The organism is Thermostichus sp. MS-CIW-37, assembly GCF_054060065.1.
The window spans coordinates 1-14,318 of record NZ_JBSSCV010000011.1; the positions used below are offsets into that span (position 1 = coordinate 1).

Annotated in this window: 14 protein-coding genes and 1 pseudogene; 7 read left to right on the top strand and 8 right to left on the bottom strand. The window is 57.5% G+C overall.

The window, feature by feature from the left end:
• The coding region (locus tag ACVWYZ_RS06575) for a TylF/MycF/NovP-related O-methyltransferase (RefSeq protein ID WP_457466569.1) at positions 1-843 on the top strand (843 nt) is incomplete at its 5' end.
• Positions 844-876: 33 nt separating this feature from the next.
• Here ACVWYZ_RS06575 and ACVWYZ_RS06580 read toward each other — a convergent pair.
• Both ACVWYZ_RS06580 and ACVWYZ_RS06585 read right to left on the bottom strand, forming a co-directional pair.
• Complete coding sequence (locus ACVWYZ_RS06580) at positions 877-1,575, bottom strand: Uma2 family endonuclease (protein ID WP_457466570.1); 699 nt, start codon at positions 1,573-1,575, stop codon at positions 877-879.
• A 290-nt stretch (positions 1,576-1,865) separates the two neighbouring features.
• A complete protein-coding gene (locus ACVWYZ_RS06585) occupies positions 1,866-2,594 on the bottom strand; it encodes a Uma2 family endonuclease (RefSeq protein WP_457384496.1) in 729 nt (242 codons plus the stop codon).
• Positions 2,595-2,744: 150 nt separating this feature from the next.
• Here ACVWYZ_RS06585 and ACVWYZ_RS06590 point away from each other — a divergent pair, with 150 nt between their 5' ends.
• Complete coding sequence (locus ACVWYZ_RS06590) at positions 2,745-3,170, top strand: DUF1499 domain-containing protein (protein ID WP_457466571.1); 426 nt, start codon at positions 2,745-2,747, stop codon at positions 3,168-3,170.
• A 53-nt stretch (positions 3,171-3,223) separates the two neighbouring features.
• Here ACVWYZ_RS06590 and lpxD read toward each other — a convergent pair whose 3' ends face one another.
• From lpxD to ACVWYZ_RS06615, 5 genes and pseudogenes are all read right to left on the bottom strand, one after another.
• Positions 3,224-4,255, bottom strand: coding sequence for a UDP-3-O-(3-hydroxymyristoyl)glucosamine N-acyltransferase (gene lpxD / locus ACVWYZ_RS06595; RefSeq protein WP_457466621.1), 1,032 nt, complete (start codon positions 4,253-4,255; stop codon positions 3,224-3,226).
• A 55-nt stretch (positions 4,256-4,310) separates the two neighbouring features.
• Positions 4,311-4,494 (bottom strand): annotated as a pseudogene (locus ACVWYZ_RS06600) (hypothetical protein); the annotation flags it as partial.
• Between the two features lie 55 nt (positions 4,495-4,549).
• A complete protein-coding gene (locus tag ACVWYZ_RS06605; RefSeq protein WP_457384493.1) occupies positions 4,550-5,068 on the bottom strand; it encodes a DUF4330 domain-containing protein in 519 nt (172 codons plus the stop codon).
• Between the two features lie 66 nt (positions 5,069-5,134).
• On the bottom strand, positions 5,135-6,658 hold the full coding sequence (locus ACVWYZ_RS06610; protein ID WP_457384492.1) for a hypothetical protein: 1,524 nt from the start codon (positions 6,656-6,658) through the stop codon (positions 5,135-5,137).
• A gap of 361 nt (positions 6,659-7,019) precedes the next feature.
• Complete coding sequence (locus ACVWYZ_RS06615) at positions 7,020-8,282, bottom strand: class I SAM-dependent methyltransferase (protein WP_457466572.1); 1,263 nt, start codon at positions 8,280-8,282, stop codon at positions 7,020-7,022.
• An 85-nt stretch (positions 8,283-8,367) separates the two neighbouring features.
• Between ACVWYZ_RS06615 and ACVWYZ_RS06620 the strand changes: the two genes are divergently transcribed.
• Entirely contained in the window at positions 8,368-9,186 is an 819-nt protein-coding gene (locus ACVWYZ_RS06620; protein WP_457466573.1) for a hypothetical protein, read from the top strand.
• Between the two features lie 327 nt (positions 9,187-9,513).
• Positions 9,514-10,491 carry a PspA/IM30 family protein gene (locus ACVWYZ_RS06625; protein ID WP_011432908.1) on the top strand — a complete coding sequence of 326 codons (978 nt, stop codon included), beginning with the start codon at positions 9,514-9,516 and terminating at the stop codon, positions 10,489-10,491.
• Between the two features lie 63 nt (positions 10,492-10,554).
• On the opposite strand, the gene ACVWYZ_RS06630 is transcribed toward ACVWYZ_RS06625, so the two are convergent.
• Positions 10,555-11,310 (bottom strand): 5'-methylthioadenosine/adenosylhomocysteine nucleosidase, encoded by a 756-nt coding sequence (locus ACVWYZ_RS06630; protein WP_414357952.1) that lies wholly within the window; start codon positions 11,308-11,310, stop codon positions 10,555-10,557.
• A gap of 222 nt (positions 11,311-11,532) precedes the next feature.
• Here ACVWYZ_RS06630 and ACVWYZ_RS06635 point away from each other — a divergent pair, with 222 nt between their 5' ends.
• From ACVWYZ_RS06635 to ACVWYZ_RS06645, 3 genes are all read left to right on the top strand, one after another.
• A complete protein-coding gene (locus ACVWYZ_RS06635; RefSeq protein ID WP_414328810.1) occupies positions 11,533-11,997 on the top strand; it encodes a YbjN domain-containing protein in 465 nt (154 codons plus the stop codon).
• Between the two features lie 17 nt (positions 11,998-12,014).
• On the top strand, positions 12,015-12,746 hold the full coding sequence (locus ACVWYZ_RS06640) for a lipoyl protein ligase domain-containing protein (protein ID WP_011432905.1): 732 nt from the start codon (positions 12,015-12,017) through the stop codon (positions 12,744-12,746).
• 145 nt (positions 12,747-12,891) lie between these two features.
• Positions 12,892-14,241: a TPM domain-containing protein gene (locus ACVWYZ_RS06645; protein ID WP_457466574.1), complete on the top strand. Its 1,350-nt coding sequence runs from the start codon at positions 12,892-12,894 to the stop codon at positions 14,239-14,241.
• Positions 14,242-14,318: the final 77 nt, after the last annotated feature.

Here is a 14,318-nt window from a genome sequence, read left to right on the forward strand (position 1 = left end):
GGATCCGGTGCTTTAGCGGCACCCATTTCGGAGAACTTAGAGGTGATTGCCAGGGAACTAGGGGTCTGGGATCTCATTGTTCCTGTGCCAGGGCTCTTTTCCGACACCTTGCCTGTTTATCGAGAGCAGGTGGGCGAGATTGCCTTGCTGCATGCGGATGCAGACTGGTATCAGTCGACGATGGATATTTTCCGTCATCTCTACCATCAAGTTAATCCCAGGGGGTTCATCCAAGTTGATGACTATCAAGACTGGCAAGGGTGTGCAAAGGCTGTCCATGACTTTGAGCAGGAGCTTGGAGTTTTCTTCCGGCTGCACAGTGTAGCTGAACCATATGGCTGGAAGCCAGATAGCCTAGAGGTTCAGGGTTGGCCTAGTGCTGTATGGTTAAGTCCCTCTGAGAACTGGCCGGTAATCACAGATGGTTTGATACAAACCTCCAAACCACAAGGGATCCGCCTGAGCAAGATCAACGTGGGCCTTTTCCCCTACTGGGAAATGGAGACAGAGCAGCTTATCCAAGAACTGGAGGGCTTGCTGGAGCCAATTCTGCGCAGTCCTCAGCCAGAAGACTATGCTCTGATCTTCCTAGGGGATCCGGATCCGCAACTGGCCAATCAAACTCTGGAGATAGCTGCAGGCAACATAGCTCTCAGGCTCATGGAAGAGGGGTTAGAGCTCAGTAGAGAGCCGTTCTGTTCAGTGGTAACTGGCTTGAACCCCTATCAATGGGAGAGACTTATTCCCCAACTCAACTATCGCTATCCCTTGAAGCGGGAGCGCTTTCCCAAGGGATTACGGCCTGCTATTCAAAAGCTACCTGTGTTGCTGTTGGCCTCCTAGGGATCCATCTGTTGTCTTGAGTTACTTGGCTGTCTACAGGGCGTCTGGATCTACCCCTAGCTCTCGTAGCTTCCGGGCCAGGCGCCCTGCCCGTTGTTCGGCCTGCTCAGCCCTTTGCTGCTCCAGTTCGGCCTCGGTGGGTACCAGTTCCCCAGCAGCAGTGGCCCAGCGAATCCAGGTGGCCTCGATGTCCCGAAACCTGCCCTCCCACTTCACTAGGTACAATCCCAAAACCTCGCTCGGCAAGCAACCCTCGGCATCCTCTTGAATTGGCTCATAGCGGCCGCCCCTTAGCCGAAACCCCGCCCAGTCTTCTGGATCAAACGGGTCAAACCAAAAGTACTCCGGCACCCGGATAATCTGCTCATAAAGTTGCTTTTTGCTTGTTTTATCCTCCTGGGCAGTGCTGGGAGAAAGAAGCTCAATCACCACGTCCGGCCCTTTGCCCTGCTCCCAAATCACCCAGCTTTTGCGCTCGCCTTTAGGCACGCCCAACACCACAAAATAATCCGGCCCTTTGAAATTGCGGCCGCTGGTCTGCTCCAAGCTGTAGTAGAGAAACATATTGCCACCGACAAAGCCATCAGGGCGCTGCTGCAACCAGGTTTGGGTAGTGGAGATGAGCAAGTCCATCTGGCACCTGTGCCGCCAGCTTTCCATAGGTTCGCTGTCGTCGTAGGGGAGCTCGTCTTGGGTGGGGGGCAACTCGGGTAGATAAACCGGATCCAGCACCTCAGTAATTGGGTTCGGGTTAGCTTATGGGGGTGTGGGGGTAGCTAAGCCCCGCACTGTACCCGTAGGGTCAGTGCCGGGATACAGATACCCCCACATGGTGTATGATAGGAGTAGTTGCACAAAACGGCTTTTGCCGGAATCTGGTGCAACTACGCGGTAGGACATTCCGTGTCTGCTCGTGGAGGGTTCTTGCGTAGGCTCCCCGATGAAGCGAGAAGCCCGCTCCGTACTGCCAGCAGTCGGGGTCGGGAGTATGTCACTCATTGCCAGTTCTCCTCTCTTTACCCTTACAAGGTATCGGGATCCACCCCCAGCTCCCGCAGCTTCTGGGCCAGGCGCTCTGCTCGCTGTCGCTCTTGCTCAGCACGTTGGCGCTCGATTCTCTCAGCTTCTTCAGGAGTAGGCACCAGCTCCCCATTGGGGAAAAAGTAGCGCAGTTGTTGGTTATGGATCCCCAGATACAGCTCCAGCATCTCGCTCCAGCGCCAGCCCTGCTCCGTTGGCTCAATCTCCTCGTACTTCTCCCCCCTCAGTCGCAAACCCATAAACTCCTGCGTCTCCGGAGAATAGTAAAAGTACTCCGGTGTCCTGAAAATCCTTTCGTAAAGCTCCCGCTTCTCACCCCGATCCACTTTGGCAGTCGATTCCGAAAGCAGCTCGATGATCAAGTCCGGGTATTTGCCACCTTCTTCCCACACCACCCAAGAAGGGCGGGGGCGGTTTTCTACCCCTTTGACCAAAAACAGATCTGGCCCGCGGAAGTCTTTATTTTTGAGTTGCTCTCGGCTGTAGTAGACGGTGAGGTTCCAGGCGAGGAAGTAGTCGTTGCGGTCTTGCCAGAGGCGGGCGAGGCAGCTGACCAGAATCAAAAGCTGCAGGGCATGCAGGGAGTGTTCCATTTCGGGTTCATCGCTGAGCAGCCCCTGGGCTGAGGGCATGAGCTCCGCCAGTTGCTGGCGGGTGAGGGGAGTAATCTTTTCCTCGGCTTTCTCTTGGAGTTTTTCTTGGGCCAGCATTTTTGCACTCGGGGCAAGTGAATTAGCTGTAGGCTAACCCATCGATAGAACCACCGGCAGGTGCTCTGCTTCAGGCCGACAGGGTGATAACAGGAGCGTTCTACTAACTGAAAGGCATAATAAGAGATGTAAACTTCTCCTTTTGTCCGCATGTCTTTCTGGAAACTTTTGGTGGTGATAGCGGTGCTGCTTTTCGGCTTGGCAAGCGGGATCCCCACCTTACAAGCGGCCACCCTGAGTGGATCCCCCTACAATCGCGCCCAACAGGAAGTTGTGATTGCAGCTAGCCCAGACCAGGTGTTAAAAGCGGCTGAGCAAGCCTTTCAAGTTTGGAAGCGGGGGGAACTGGTCTCTGTGGATGCTGAGGCGATGGAAGTGAAGGGGATCTCCCGCACCAACTTTTTTAAGTTCGTGGACGATCTAACGGTTTCGCTGTCGCCAATAGAAGGGGATCCTGGCCATACTCGTCTACACATTACTTCCGAAGGCCGTGTTGGGGAATATGATTTCGGCGGCAACCGGCGCAACATCAACGAGTACCTGAACACTTTGCGGTCGTTGCTGGAGCAGAGCTAGGGCCGACAGGACAAGGCGGGAGACTTATGTGGATCCACGTCTTTTGCCGTCTCTTATGATTCCTCGTTCTGTTCCAGCTTGGCCACACGAGCTTCCAGCTTGCGCAAGGTACGTTGCAGCTCAGGCAAGTGCCGCTGGACGGCCATGCTCTTGCGCCATTCGGCAATGGGTTGGTGGGGGTAGCCGGCCACCGTTTGACCAGCAGGGATATCGCTGGTTACACCTGTCTGGGCGGCTACACGCACGCCATCGCCGATGTGAAGATGCCCGGCCAAGCCACATTGCCCGGCCAAGATGACGTGGTGGCCCAACTGGGTGCTGCCGGCAATGCCCACCTGAGCGATGATCAGGCAGTGGGATCCCGTCCTCACGCTGTGGCCAATTTGCACCAGATTGTCGATCTTGGTGCCCCGGCCAATGCGGGTTTCCCCAACAGCAGCCCGATCGATGGTGGTGTTGCTGCCTACCTCCACGTTGTCTTCCAGCACCACTCGGCCCGCCTGCAGCATGCGCCGCCAGGAGCCATCTGCCAGAGGAATGTGGCCAAAGCCGTCGTCGCCGATAACAGCGCCGCTGTGGATCAGACAGTCGTCGCCAATTTCTGTGCGCTCGTGAATAACGCAGTTGGCGAAAAGCTGACACCGGGATCCAATCCGCACGTGGGGATAGATGGTGACATTGGGGTGAATTTGGGTGTGGTCGCCAATTTTCACTCCCTCCATCACCACCGCGTGCGGCCCGATGGCCACCCCCTCCCCCAGCTCGACGCTGGAATCGATCACAGCGGTGGGGTGGATGCCAACGGGCAGGCGGTAGGGTTGGTAGAACAGCTCAATGGCCTGGGCAAAGAGCAGACGGGGATCCCTGCCCCGCAAGCAGGCAATGGAACAGGGCAAAGCCAGCCCTTCCTCCACGATGACGGCGCTGGCCTGGGTTTGCTCCAAGAGAGGTAGGTAGCGGGCCTCGCTGAGAAAGCTCAGCTCCCCTGGGCGAGCCTCCGCCAGGCTGGCCACGCTGTGAATTTCCAGGGTGGGATCCCCCTCGTAGGCACACCCCAATTTTTGGGCAATTTCCTGTAGCTGCATTGGGGTTGACATCCTGATACATTTACGCTGAACACTGCTGAACATCACTGTTCAACTATGCAGCGATAGCATTCTGTTTGTTTCCAACCAGAATGGCGGTATCCCGCAAAGCTTTGAGTAGAATACCCAAAGCGCAGTTTCCGTGTCGTCTTACTACCAATTTTCTGCTTTGCTTTGGCTACCATGTTGGCAGACTCGAAAGTAAACAGAAAGATCAACTGGTAGTAATCCGTACTGAACATGTTATACATTATTTTCAGTATAGTTGAGCTTATTATTGACTAGAGTCATGCTCTACGATTGCGGCAGCCGCACGTCCATCACGGTGCCGCGCAAGTTGTAGTCAAAGGTCTCTAGCTCTAGGGGAACACCGATTTTGACGCGATTGTTGCCCAGGACGATGCCATTCTCCGTCCGCTGGCCGCGCCCTCGCAACGTAAATACCAGGTCGAGGCGATAGGCTTCGGGATCGGGCAAGTTCTGCACCCGCCCATCGGGGAAAACCACTGGCACCGTACGGCTGACATTTTCCACTCGCACCACCTCCACCTGGCCGTAGGGCTGGTTGCGGATGATCAGGTCAGCCTTCTGCCCCGCCTGAAAAGGTTCCATAGAGCGGCTGCTGATCCCGCGCACGATCATATCCACTTCCACCGGCAGCGTGGGGCCACCTCCCACCTGGACGACACTGCCCGCCTGCCGACCCGGAAAGAACAAGACGGCGACAATGGCCACCACCACAATTGCCAGAGCTCCCAGATCCAAGAGGCTGACCTTTCCCAAAAGCCGCCCCTGCTCGTCAATGAGCCGCATATCACCTCTCCTCGCACACCCTGTCTTGATTCTAGGCAGGTTTGTTCTCCAAGTGGCTTTCTCGCCCTAAGGGATCCAGGCTAGGGCGCTGCTGCCCAGCGGTAGGCGGCGTTCCCGCCAGCGGTGCGAACCACTTTGTCCATCAGGAATGGGCAGCCCGTCCTGCAAATCCACCAACCACACTTGCGAGGCCATGATGGCTTGCCCGCTACGGCTAAGGGGAGCCGAGGGATCCGGGATCCCTGGGAACGGTTCCAAGAGCGTGTAGGCCAGCATGCGTCCATCCGGGGAAATGCTGAAGTCCAGATCGACGGGATAGGTGGCTCGAACCACCTCTATGGCGTTGCCTGCTTCAGTGCCGAGCGTTATCGCCAGCAGGCGGGGCGACTCGGTGTAGCTGGGGGAGTCCATCGCGACCTCGCCAACAGAATAATGCTCCGCACCGCTAACGTGAGAGACCTCACTGACCAAGGCGTAGAAGATGGGCGCCCGCGGGGAAAAAGCCCCTTTCAGGATGGATCCCTGGGTTCTCAAAATCTCCTCGCTGTTGCCGGTATTGCTGACGATGGAGAGGCTGCGGGTGTAGTCGGGATTGAAGCGCAGCAAAGCCCCGAAAGCCCCATCGGGGCGGATGGCTAAGGTTTGGCCGAACTGGGCTAGAAAGCTCTCCGCTGCCGCCCGTGGATGCAAGGGTACGATCCCCACCCCCTGTCCCTGCGAGATGAGCAGGCTGCTCTCATCGGGGCTAATGAAAAAATCTCCCCCCACCGCCGTATCCAGCTCTAGACGTTCAAAGGGATCCCGGCTCGTTTTCTGGATCCACAGCTCCGTCTGGACGGCAGCCATGGGATCCCGTTGCAGCGGGATCCGCTCTGCCACCACCAGTTCCCCCGTCGGCGAGACTTGGAAGCGCAGGTTTTGGTAACCCTGATGATCCAGCAGCAACCGCGAAGACAGATCCTCCAGATCCAGCCGGTACAGATCCTGGTGCTGTAGGTTGGTGGCCGTGGCGAAATAGTACACGAAGCGGCCATCAGCACTGGGCTGCATTTGGGTTACCTTGACCCCAGCTGGAGTCAGCAGAGTAGCGGCTCCCGTCTCCAGGTTGAACAGAAACATTCGCCCTCGCTGGGCAGGTTCGGTGCTGATCCCCAGCAACTGCCGATCCGGCGTGCGGAATTCCCCCTCAAAGGGCTGGGCCATGGGCTGGCCCCGTTCATCCACGGCTGCCTGCAGGCGCACCCGGTAGGTCTGGCCGTAAGGGGCTGGTTCTGTCAGCGTCCAAAAAAAGCGGCGACCCAGCTTGCGCATTCGGCCTGGCAGAGGGGGCTGGATCTCCAAATGCTCTTCAACACTGACGGGATCCATCGGGCGGTTGAAGGTGAGCACCATCTGCACTTCTTGCGCCCCCACCCGTTGCTGTTGCCAGTTAAAGTCCCGCACGTAAGGAGCTGTGTGGTTGCCCAACACCACCAGGATCACCCCGATGGCCAGGTTGCAGAGGGTGATCCCGGCCACCCAGCGATCCAGAGGCTGTGGGAACCACCGCGTCAGGGTTGCGCGCCAGTAAGATCCCGACCGGGCAGACATCTGACTCATAGGTTACAAACAACAGACAGGTATGGGCAGCCAGAACTTGGGGAGCATGACTCTAGTCAATAATAAGCTCAACTATACTGAAAATAATGTATAATGTGTTCAGTACGGATTACTACCAGTTGATCTTTCTGTTTACTTTCGAGTCTGCCAACATGGTAGCCAAAGCAAAGCAGAAAATTGGTAGTAGGACGACACGGAAACTGCGCTTTGGGTATTCTACTCAAAGCTTTGCGGGATACCGCCATTCTGTTTGGACTCCGTCCCGCTAACGCGAATGGAAGCAAACAGAATGCTATCGCTGCATAGTTGAACAGTGATGTTCAGCAGTGTTCAGCGTAAATGTATCAGCTGCCTATTGCAGCATCAAAAAAAGAAAGTCTTCTAGGTTGGTTAGGAAGGTCAGCACCTCAGCGGTTGTTCGTTCTTCATCTGGGGATCCCAACTGGACGGCCTGTTGAATCAGCTCTCGAACCGGCGTTGGTCCTTGAAGCAGTGGCGCCAACCAGCTCACTTTCTCGGCAGGGATGCTGATCCGCCGGTGGGTGGCCCCTGTCCACTGCATTTCGTAGGGCCGCTTCTCTTGCAGGGCTTTGCTGTACTCCTGGCGAAAGCGGGGGTTGTCCATCAACAGGGGATTGAATTGTACGGATCCCGACAGCCAATCTTCGTCACTCCAAGGCAGCACCGGCGAAGAGCCGGCATGCTCGGCCCAAAAGTCGATGAGGCGATGGACAGGGCGAAGGAGTTCATACAGATGCAGCCGCTCCATGATGCTGAGGGTTGCCAACCGCTGCCGCACAAACTCAGGTACCTCTTTAAACAAAGACTCCACCGACCAGTCGGGCCTATCCACCAAGCTCAAAAAGCTCAACCCCGCCTGCTGCAACATGCGAAACAGGTCGGGGATCGTGAACCCCTTGTCGTTGGAGAGTAGGTAATTATTCATAATGGCCGCATCTTCGGCATAGTTGGCCGGGTTCCAGAGCACCGCCTGGGCCACTTCTTCCCGAAGGGATCCCATGAACTCCCGCACATTCTTGGCCCCTACTGCTGGCGGAACGTCAAATTGCCCCACCTTTTGCAACCCCTCTTGCAGGCGGAAAAACACCTGCCGTTGATAGCGGCTGTGGAGATTGGCCCGGATGATGCCATCGGGCTTGAGGACATTTTTCATGGCCCGCAGGCCCTCGGTGGGATCCTCCAGCAAATACAAAACATCATTGAGGCTAATGAAATCGAATTGGATCCCCAGACGCTCCAGCTCCAGCAGATTGAGGACATAAAATTCGGCATCTGTGAAGCCGTGGTGGCGCAGGCGTTCCTCGGTAAGCTTGACCGAAGCCGGAGACAGATCACAGGCAACAATCTGGGCCCCTGGATTGGCCTCGGCCATCATCAACGTTTCCCAGCCGGAGCCACAGCCGGCATTCAACAACACCTTGCCCTCTGGCGGGACGATGGTATGGGTGCGCAGGTACTGAGCCGTGGTATAGCTCATCTTGAACATCTCCGGCAGGGCATTGCGAGCCGTCTGCGAGAGGGGCACATTGGGGTAGGGCAGAGCCTCGTAAAGGCTCAAGGCTCGTTCCGAAGCGGAGAGGGCAGAGCTGGCCATGGGCAGGGGAAAGGCTCAACGGTTCAACTTATGATTGAGTGTAGCCCTGTTCGCGACAGCCTCAGGGATCCGCAAAAAACTTGCCATGGCTACTGCTTCCTTGCCCCGTCGTCGCTCTCGCTTCTCCCTGGCAGGCACTCTGGCCGCCGTTGGGGGGGCGTTTCTGTGTGGGATCCTGGTGGTGCGGCTGCAGTTGCCGATGCTGGAGCGGATCAATCTGGGAGAATTGGAAAATGCCGAGGCCCGCAAAAACCGCAACATTGCCCTGGCCAATACGCTGGGGTGGCTGGGCTACCGCAACTTGGGGGCTTCCTGGCTGTGGCTGGAGCTGATCCAGTACTACGGGGATGCACCGGCTCGCACCCTGACTGGCTATGGCCTGGCCTACGACTACTTCGATCACATGCTGCGGCTGGATCCCCATTTCCTCTTGGGCTACCGGCTCTCTAGTTTGGTGTTGGCCTATCGGGCTGGCCAGCCGGAAAAAGCCGTCGAGATTTTGGATCGCGGCTTGCAGCAGTTCAACCCCCAAAACAACCCTGACGCCTGGCGACTTTATGTGGATCGCGCCCTACTTAACTTTATGTTTCTGAGGGATGCGGAAGCGGGCCGCAATGACTACTACCAAGCCGCTGCCTGGCGAGAGCAGGTGGGCCTGCCTGGAGATGAATTTCGCCAGTTGGGGGATAACATTGCCCGCAGCCCCCTCAGCCGCCGTTCCCAATTCGATGTTTGGCTGAGCGTGTTTAACTCCACCACCGACCGGGATACCCGCCTGTACGTCCTGGAACAACTGGTCCAGTTGGGTACCGTGCTGCAAACGCTGCCCACCGGAGAGATCGAGATCCTGCCCCCTCCTCTGCCCGACTTCCCCGACGAAGAACCCTATCGCTTGCGCCTGTGATTTGATCCGGGGGACAAAGATTGCGCCCTAGGGCTGTGACGTTGCCCCAGAAGGTGAGCTAAACTCTAACCCAAATTAAGCCAACCCAACGGGCCGACTCTTCAAGAGCCGCAGCTTTCCGCTGGAATCCGCTGGAAAAGTTTGCCTCTCTCACGTGGAGAGTAGCTGGCCCTGCTGACTTTGCAATGAGAAATTGCAATGCGAAAACAGTGGCCAGCCCCGTAGCAAGTCCTGGAGACGGCCTGGGGTTCCGGTTGGTTCCCGAAACTTCCCTATCTTATTATTTCTTAACTTTTGTTCTTGTTCTGCACAATAGGAGTGACCCCCATGACCTCAAGAACTTCCCTTCTGATGACTGTGGCTGTCCTTTCGGGCAGTTGGCTTGTTCTTCCAGCGGCAGCACAATCTTCCGGGACGGCCCGGGTGCGGTCGGTGGTAGATGGGGACACCTTTTGGGCGGACTTGAACGGCAGGCCAACCCGTTTCCGTCTGGCCTATGTGGATGCGCCGGAGCTGACCCAAGGGCGCTGGGGGCGGCTATCCCAAGAGGCTTTGCAAAACTTGCTCCCGACGGGATCCCTGGTGCAGGTGGATACCCTCTATGTCACACCGGAAGGGCTTCACATTGCCCAGGTGTACAACGCCGATGGTTTGGTGAATTTGGAGATGTTGCGCCAGGGTCAGGCGGTGGTTTACGAGCGCTTTTTGCACGGGGCCAATCGGCAACGCTACCTAGAAGCCCAAGAGGCGGCCCAAGCGGCGCGGTTAGGCTTCTGGCAGCAACGCAATCCGGTGATGCCTTGGGAGTTTCGGGAGACGGCCACGCAAACCTCGGCCTTTGCGGGGGTCAATGTTTTGGATGGTTCTTTGATTCGTGAAAATCCGGCGGCGGCTGCGGGTGTGGGGATTGCTACTGCGGTGGTGATGGTGGGTCTGAGCAAGGTGCTGTGGAGAAAGCCCAGCCGACAGAGGGTGAGCATCCGGCAGATGGAGCGGGATCTGAAACAATTGCAGCGCAGCCTGACCACAACCCTGGCCAGTCGCAAGCAACTGGAACGGCGGTACGACGAAATTTTGCAAAAGGCCGAAGATTGGTTTGTCAGGGCTGAGAAAGCCAGCCAACAGAACCAGGATGACCTTGCCCGCGAGGCTTTGGTTCGGCGCAACCAGCACATGAGCGCAGCAGAAGCGGTTCGCAAATCTTTGGATGAAGTTGAAGCACAGGTGGCAACCCTTCGCGAAGGCATTTCCCGCCTGGAAAGCCAGATCTCGATGGCCAAGCTGGAGCGGGAGATGAACAACTAACGCCAACGCGATCCAGCCCAACTCTTCCTTGGGAAAGGGGATCCCCGGATCCCCACAGTCGGGCTAAGGCAAGGACGGGGGCAGACTTTGCAGGATGGTGCGGACGACTGCGGCCGAGTTGAGCGCTGCTGTTTGAAAAAAGCTCAAGAAATCCGTATCGTCCCCTGCATCGCTAACCGAGCGCACCAGCAAACAAGGGATCCCGGCTTCTTGCGCTACTCGCACCACGGCTGCCCCTTCCATCTCCACCACCAAAGCGCCGGTGCGTTCTCGGATTTGTCGGCGTAGGTCTGCGTCGGCCACAAACACATCGCCGGTGGCCACCAAGCCTTGATGGATGACGGGATCCCGGCCTTGTAGGGGGTGGAGAGGGATCCGCTCGGGATGGGCCACAATCAGGTCGTAGAGGGCGCTATCGGCCTCGGCCAGTGGGTGGCGCAGCTCTGGGATAAAGTCGATCCCCAAGACAAAGCCCTCGGGTCGTCCGGTGCCAAAGTCGTGCTCAATCGCCGCATGGGCCAGCACCACATCTCCCATGTGCAGGTGATCGGCCAAGGCCCCGGCCACACCGGTAAAAATGATCCCCTGCAAAGGGAAATGGGCCACCAACAGAGCCGCCGTGGTTGCCGCCCGCACCTTGCCCACCCCACCTTGTACCACCACCACCGGTTGCCCCGCCAGGGATCCCTGGTGGAACTGTCGCCCCAGATGGGTATGGATGGAGCAGGTTTCCATTGCTGCGGTGAGCATGGCCACTTCCTCGGGCAGGGCTCCAAGAATACCAATGGCTTTCTGGGGGAGATGAGATGGAGATTCCATAGAGCTTCCCTCAGGTTCTTCGAAAGACTTTTGAACAGGCTCTCTCTCCAGTTGGCGGGGGGGGATCGCTTGCCCTCACCTGTCCGGCCACTTAGTGAACCATTGCCAACGGTTTCATTCTCGCCTGAGTTGAGGATCCCAAAGCGATGACCGGATAGGTCGGAGTCTTAGGCGGTATAGCGGTATAGTTGAGGTGGTTGGATAGGGAATAGGGGGAAGACCATGGTCTACAGTGAGCCGCTCATGAGCACCTTTAACCCTTCGCCAGAGGTTTTTCCAGAGCCCCTTCGCTGCGTTGAGGTTGTCTCGGCGGTGGTTTCCAGCCTCAAAGAGGATGCGGCCTACGAAAACCATGAGCAGGGACACACCTGGAAGTTCACCTACGGCACGGCAGAAGTGTTCGTCCATCTGAGCGGCGAATCCCCAGAAGACACTCTTTTGGTATGGTCTCCCGTTCTCTCTCTGCCGGTGGCAGAACCGGCCAAGCTGATGCAGAAGCTCCTGGAGAAGAATTGGAGCGACACCCTAGAGGCGCGCTTTTGCATCTGGAACAACCAGGTGGTGCTGAACCACTACCGCACCTTGGAAGGGATCACAGCGGGCGAAATTTCCCGGGCCATCACCATTGTGGCCAGCTTGGCCGATGAATATGATGAGCCCCTCCAGGCGGAGTTCCCCAAAGTTTAAGGTCTGGCTTTGCCAGGATGGGATCCCAGGGATACTGGCTCCCCTACCGCGTGGCCTCTGGGGCCCGGCAAATGGAGCAGGATGCCTGGCTTCTGCAGCGGCTGCGCCATGACCCTCACCCCTGCCTGCGCTTTTATGGCTGGGATCAGCTTACCCTCTCGCTGGGACGGCACCAGGTTTGGCCAGATCCCCTGCCAGGGATCCCGATTGTGCGCCGACCCACGGGGGGAAGGGCGGTGCTCCATCAGGCGGCTGAGGATGCAGCAGAGCTGACCTACAGCTTGGTGTTGCCCCTTTCTTACTTGCAAGCCAGGTTGCCCAGTTTGCAGCGGGCCTGGGTGTACGACTTCTGTTGCCGCTTTTGGGTGCAGGGGTTGGCGGAGCTGGGCATTGCCATAGATGAGCCCGCTTTTGCTCACGGCCGAAGCCACCGGGATCCCGGCTACCGCAACAAGACCAGTTGCTTTGCCTCCCGTACCCGTGCTGACTTGAGCTGGCAGGGCAAAAAGCTGATGGGCAACGCCCAACTGTGGCAACCTTGGGGGATCCTGCAACAGGGATCCCTCCTATTGCAACCCAATCTAGAGCTGTGGGAACGGTATCTGCCCGGCTCGCAGGTGATTGGTATCTACGACATTTGCCCCACGGCGCCAGGGATCCCTGCTTTGATCGAACATTTTCTCCAGGCCGCCCGGGAGTGCTTTGAAGTGGAATGGCAAGAAGAAGCCTGGCTCCCTTGGCCGGACTGAGGGCCGGTTGCTGTTAACAATTACCAGCAACAAGAAGCGGCTTGTCTCAACCGTTCCCCAACTCCCCTCTCTCCCTGGGAAAAGGACTGCCAGTCTAGCCGAGACAGCTGTGCTAGAACCTAGGCAGCGCTCAGCCAGGTAAGCCATGCCGAAAGTTTGGGCGGCAGTTTTGCTAGTTGTATCCCTGCTGCCGCAGCCCGCTTGGGCCATTACCCTTGAACAAGTGCCCAACCCCCGCCGTCAGTATGGAGGGTGGGTTTCCGATACCGCCAACATCCTCAGCAGCAGCACCGAAAACGAGCTCAACCGTCTTATCACTCAGCTTGAGCAGCGCACCAGTGCCGAGATGGCAGTGGTTACCGTGCCGAATACTCAGGGATATGCAACACCAAAAGACTTCACCACGCAGCTATTTAACTACTGGGGGATCGGCAAGGCAGGCCAAAACAACGGGGTTTTGTTTCTCATCTCGGTAGGGGATCGGCGGGTGGAAATCGAAACGGGCAGGGGCCTGGTCGCTATCCTCCCCGACAGCCGAGTCCAGCAGATTATCGACCAGCAGATCCTGCCTCGGTTTCGCAATGGGGATTTTGATGGCGGCACTCTGGCGGGGGTGCGGCAGTTGACCTCGGTGTTGCAGGGCCAGCCCGTTGCCAATGTTCCTGCGGCAGCTTCTGGAGTTACCACCTCAACGATTGCAACTTCTTCTGGGGCAGTGGCCCAGGGCATTGATTCTTCCCTGGTGGAAGGGATCCTGCTGCTGCTGGGGATCATCATTTTGGGACTGGGGTGGCAGCGCTCTCGCATGCCCGTCTCTCTAAGGGCTGAGCGAGGGGGAAGACAAGTCCTCTCCCTGACACGCAGAGATCCAAGAACAGGTGCTGTGCTCTCTTCGGTTCAGAGCGACCCCATTCGTCTCTTCCTCTATTCGGGATCCCTCTGCCTTGGCGTGTTCCTAGGATTGTCCAGCGGCAACTGGCTGGGGTTCGCTCTGCCGGTTGTGGCTGCTATGGCCACTGACGGCACCTTGAGCCGGAAGCGTGGGATCCCTTTTCAGCCAGTGGTCTGTCAAGCCTGTGGTCGACCCATGCGACTCATCCAGCCCCAGCTTCTGGATAAGTACCTTCCCCAAGAGCATCGCCTGGCCAGGAGCCGCGGCAGAGCTCGCTACTACGGCTGGTTTTGTCCTACCTGTCAAGGAATAGCTGTGGTTGTGCGCGAAGGCACGCTCTCCCGACACCTTTACTGCCCTCGGTGCCAAGCCCTCACCCTCGACCTCACCACACAGGTTCTCAGGGAAGCCACCTATTCCTCTAGCGGCTTGAAGCTGGAAATCCTGAGCTGTCCTATCTGCGGGTACCGCAGCGAGCGAGAGGTGGTCATCCCCGAGCTCAGCGACACAGACACAGATTCAGACTTCGGTGGAGATTCAGGTGGAGATTCAGACTTCGGTGGCGGTAGCAGCGGAGGTGGCGGAGCGGGCGGCAGTTGGTGAGACCCAACTCTAGAGATTTCTCTATCGATCTGAAAAAGGAGTCGGGCTTCTCTTAAATCCGCCAGGACAGTACAGTG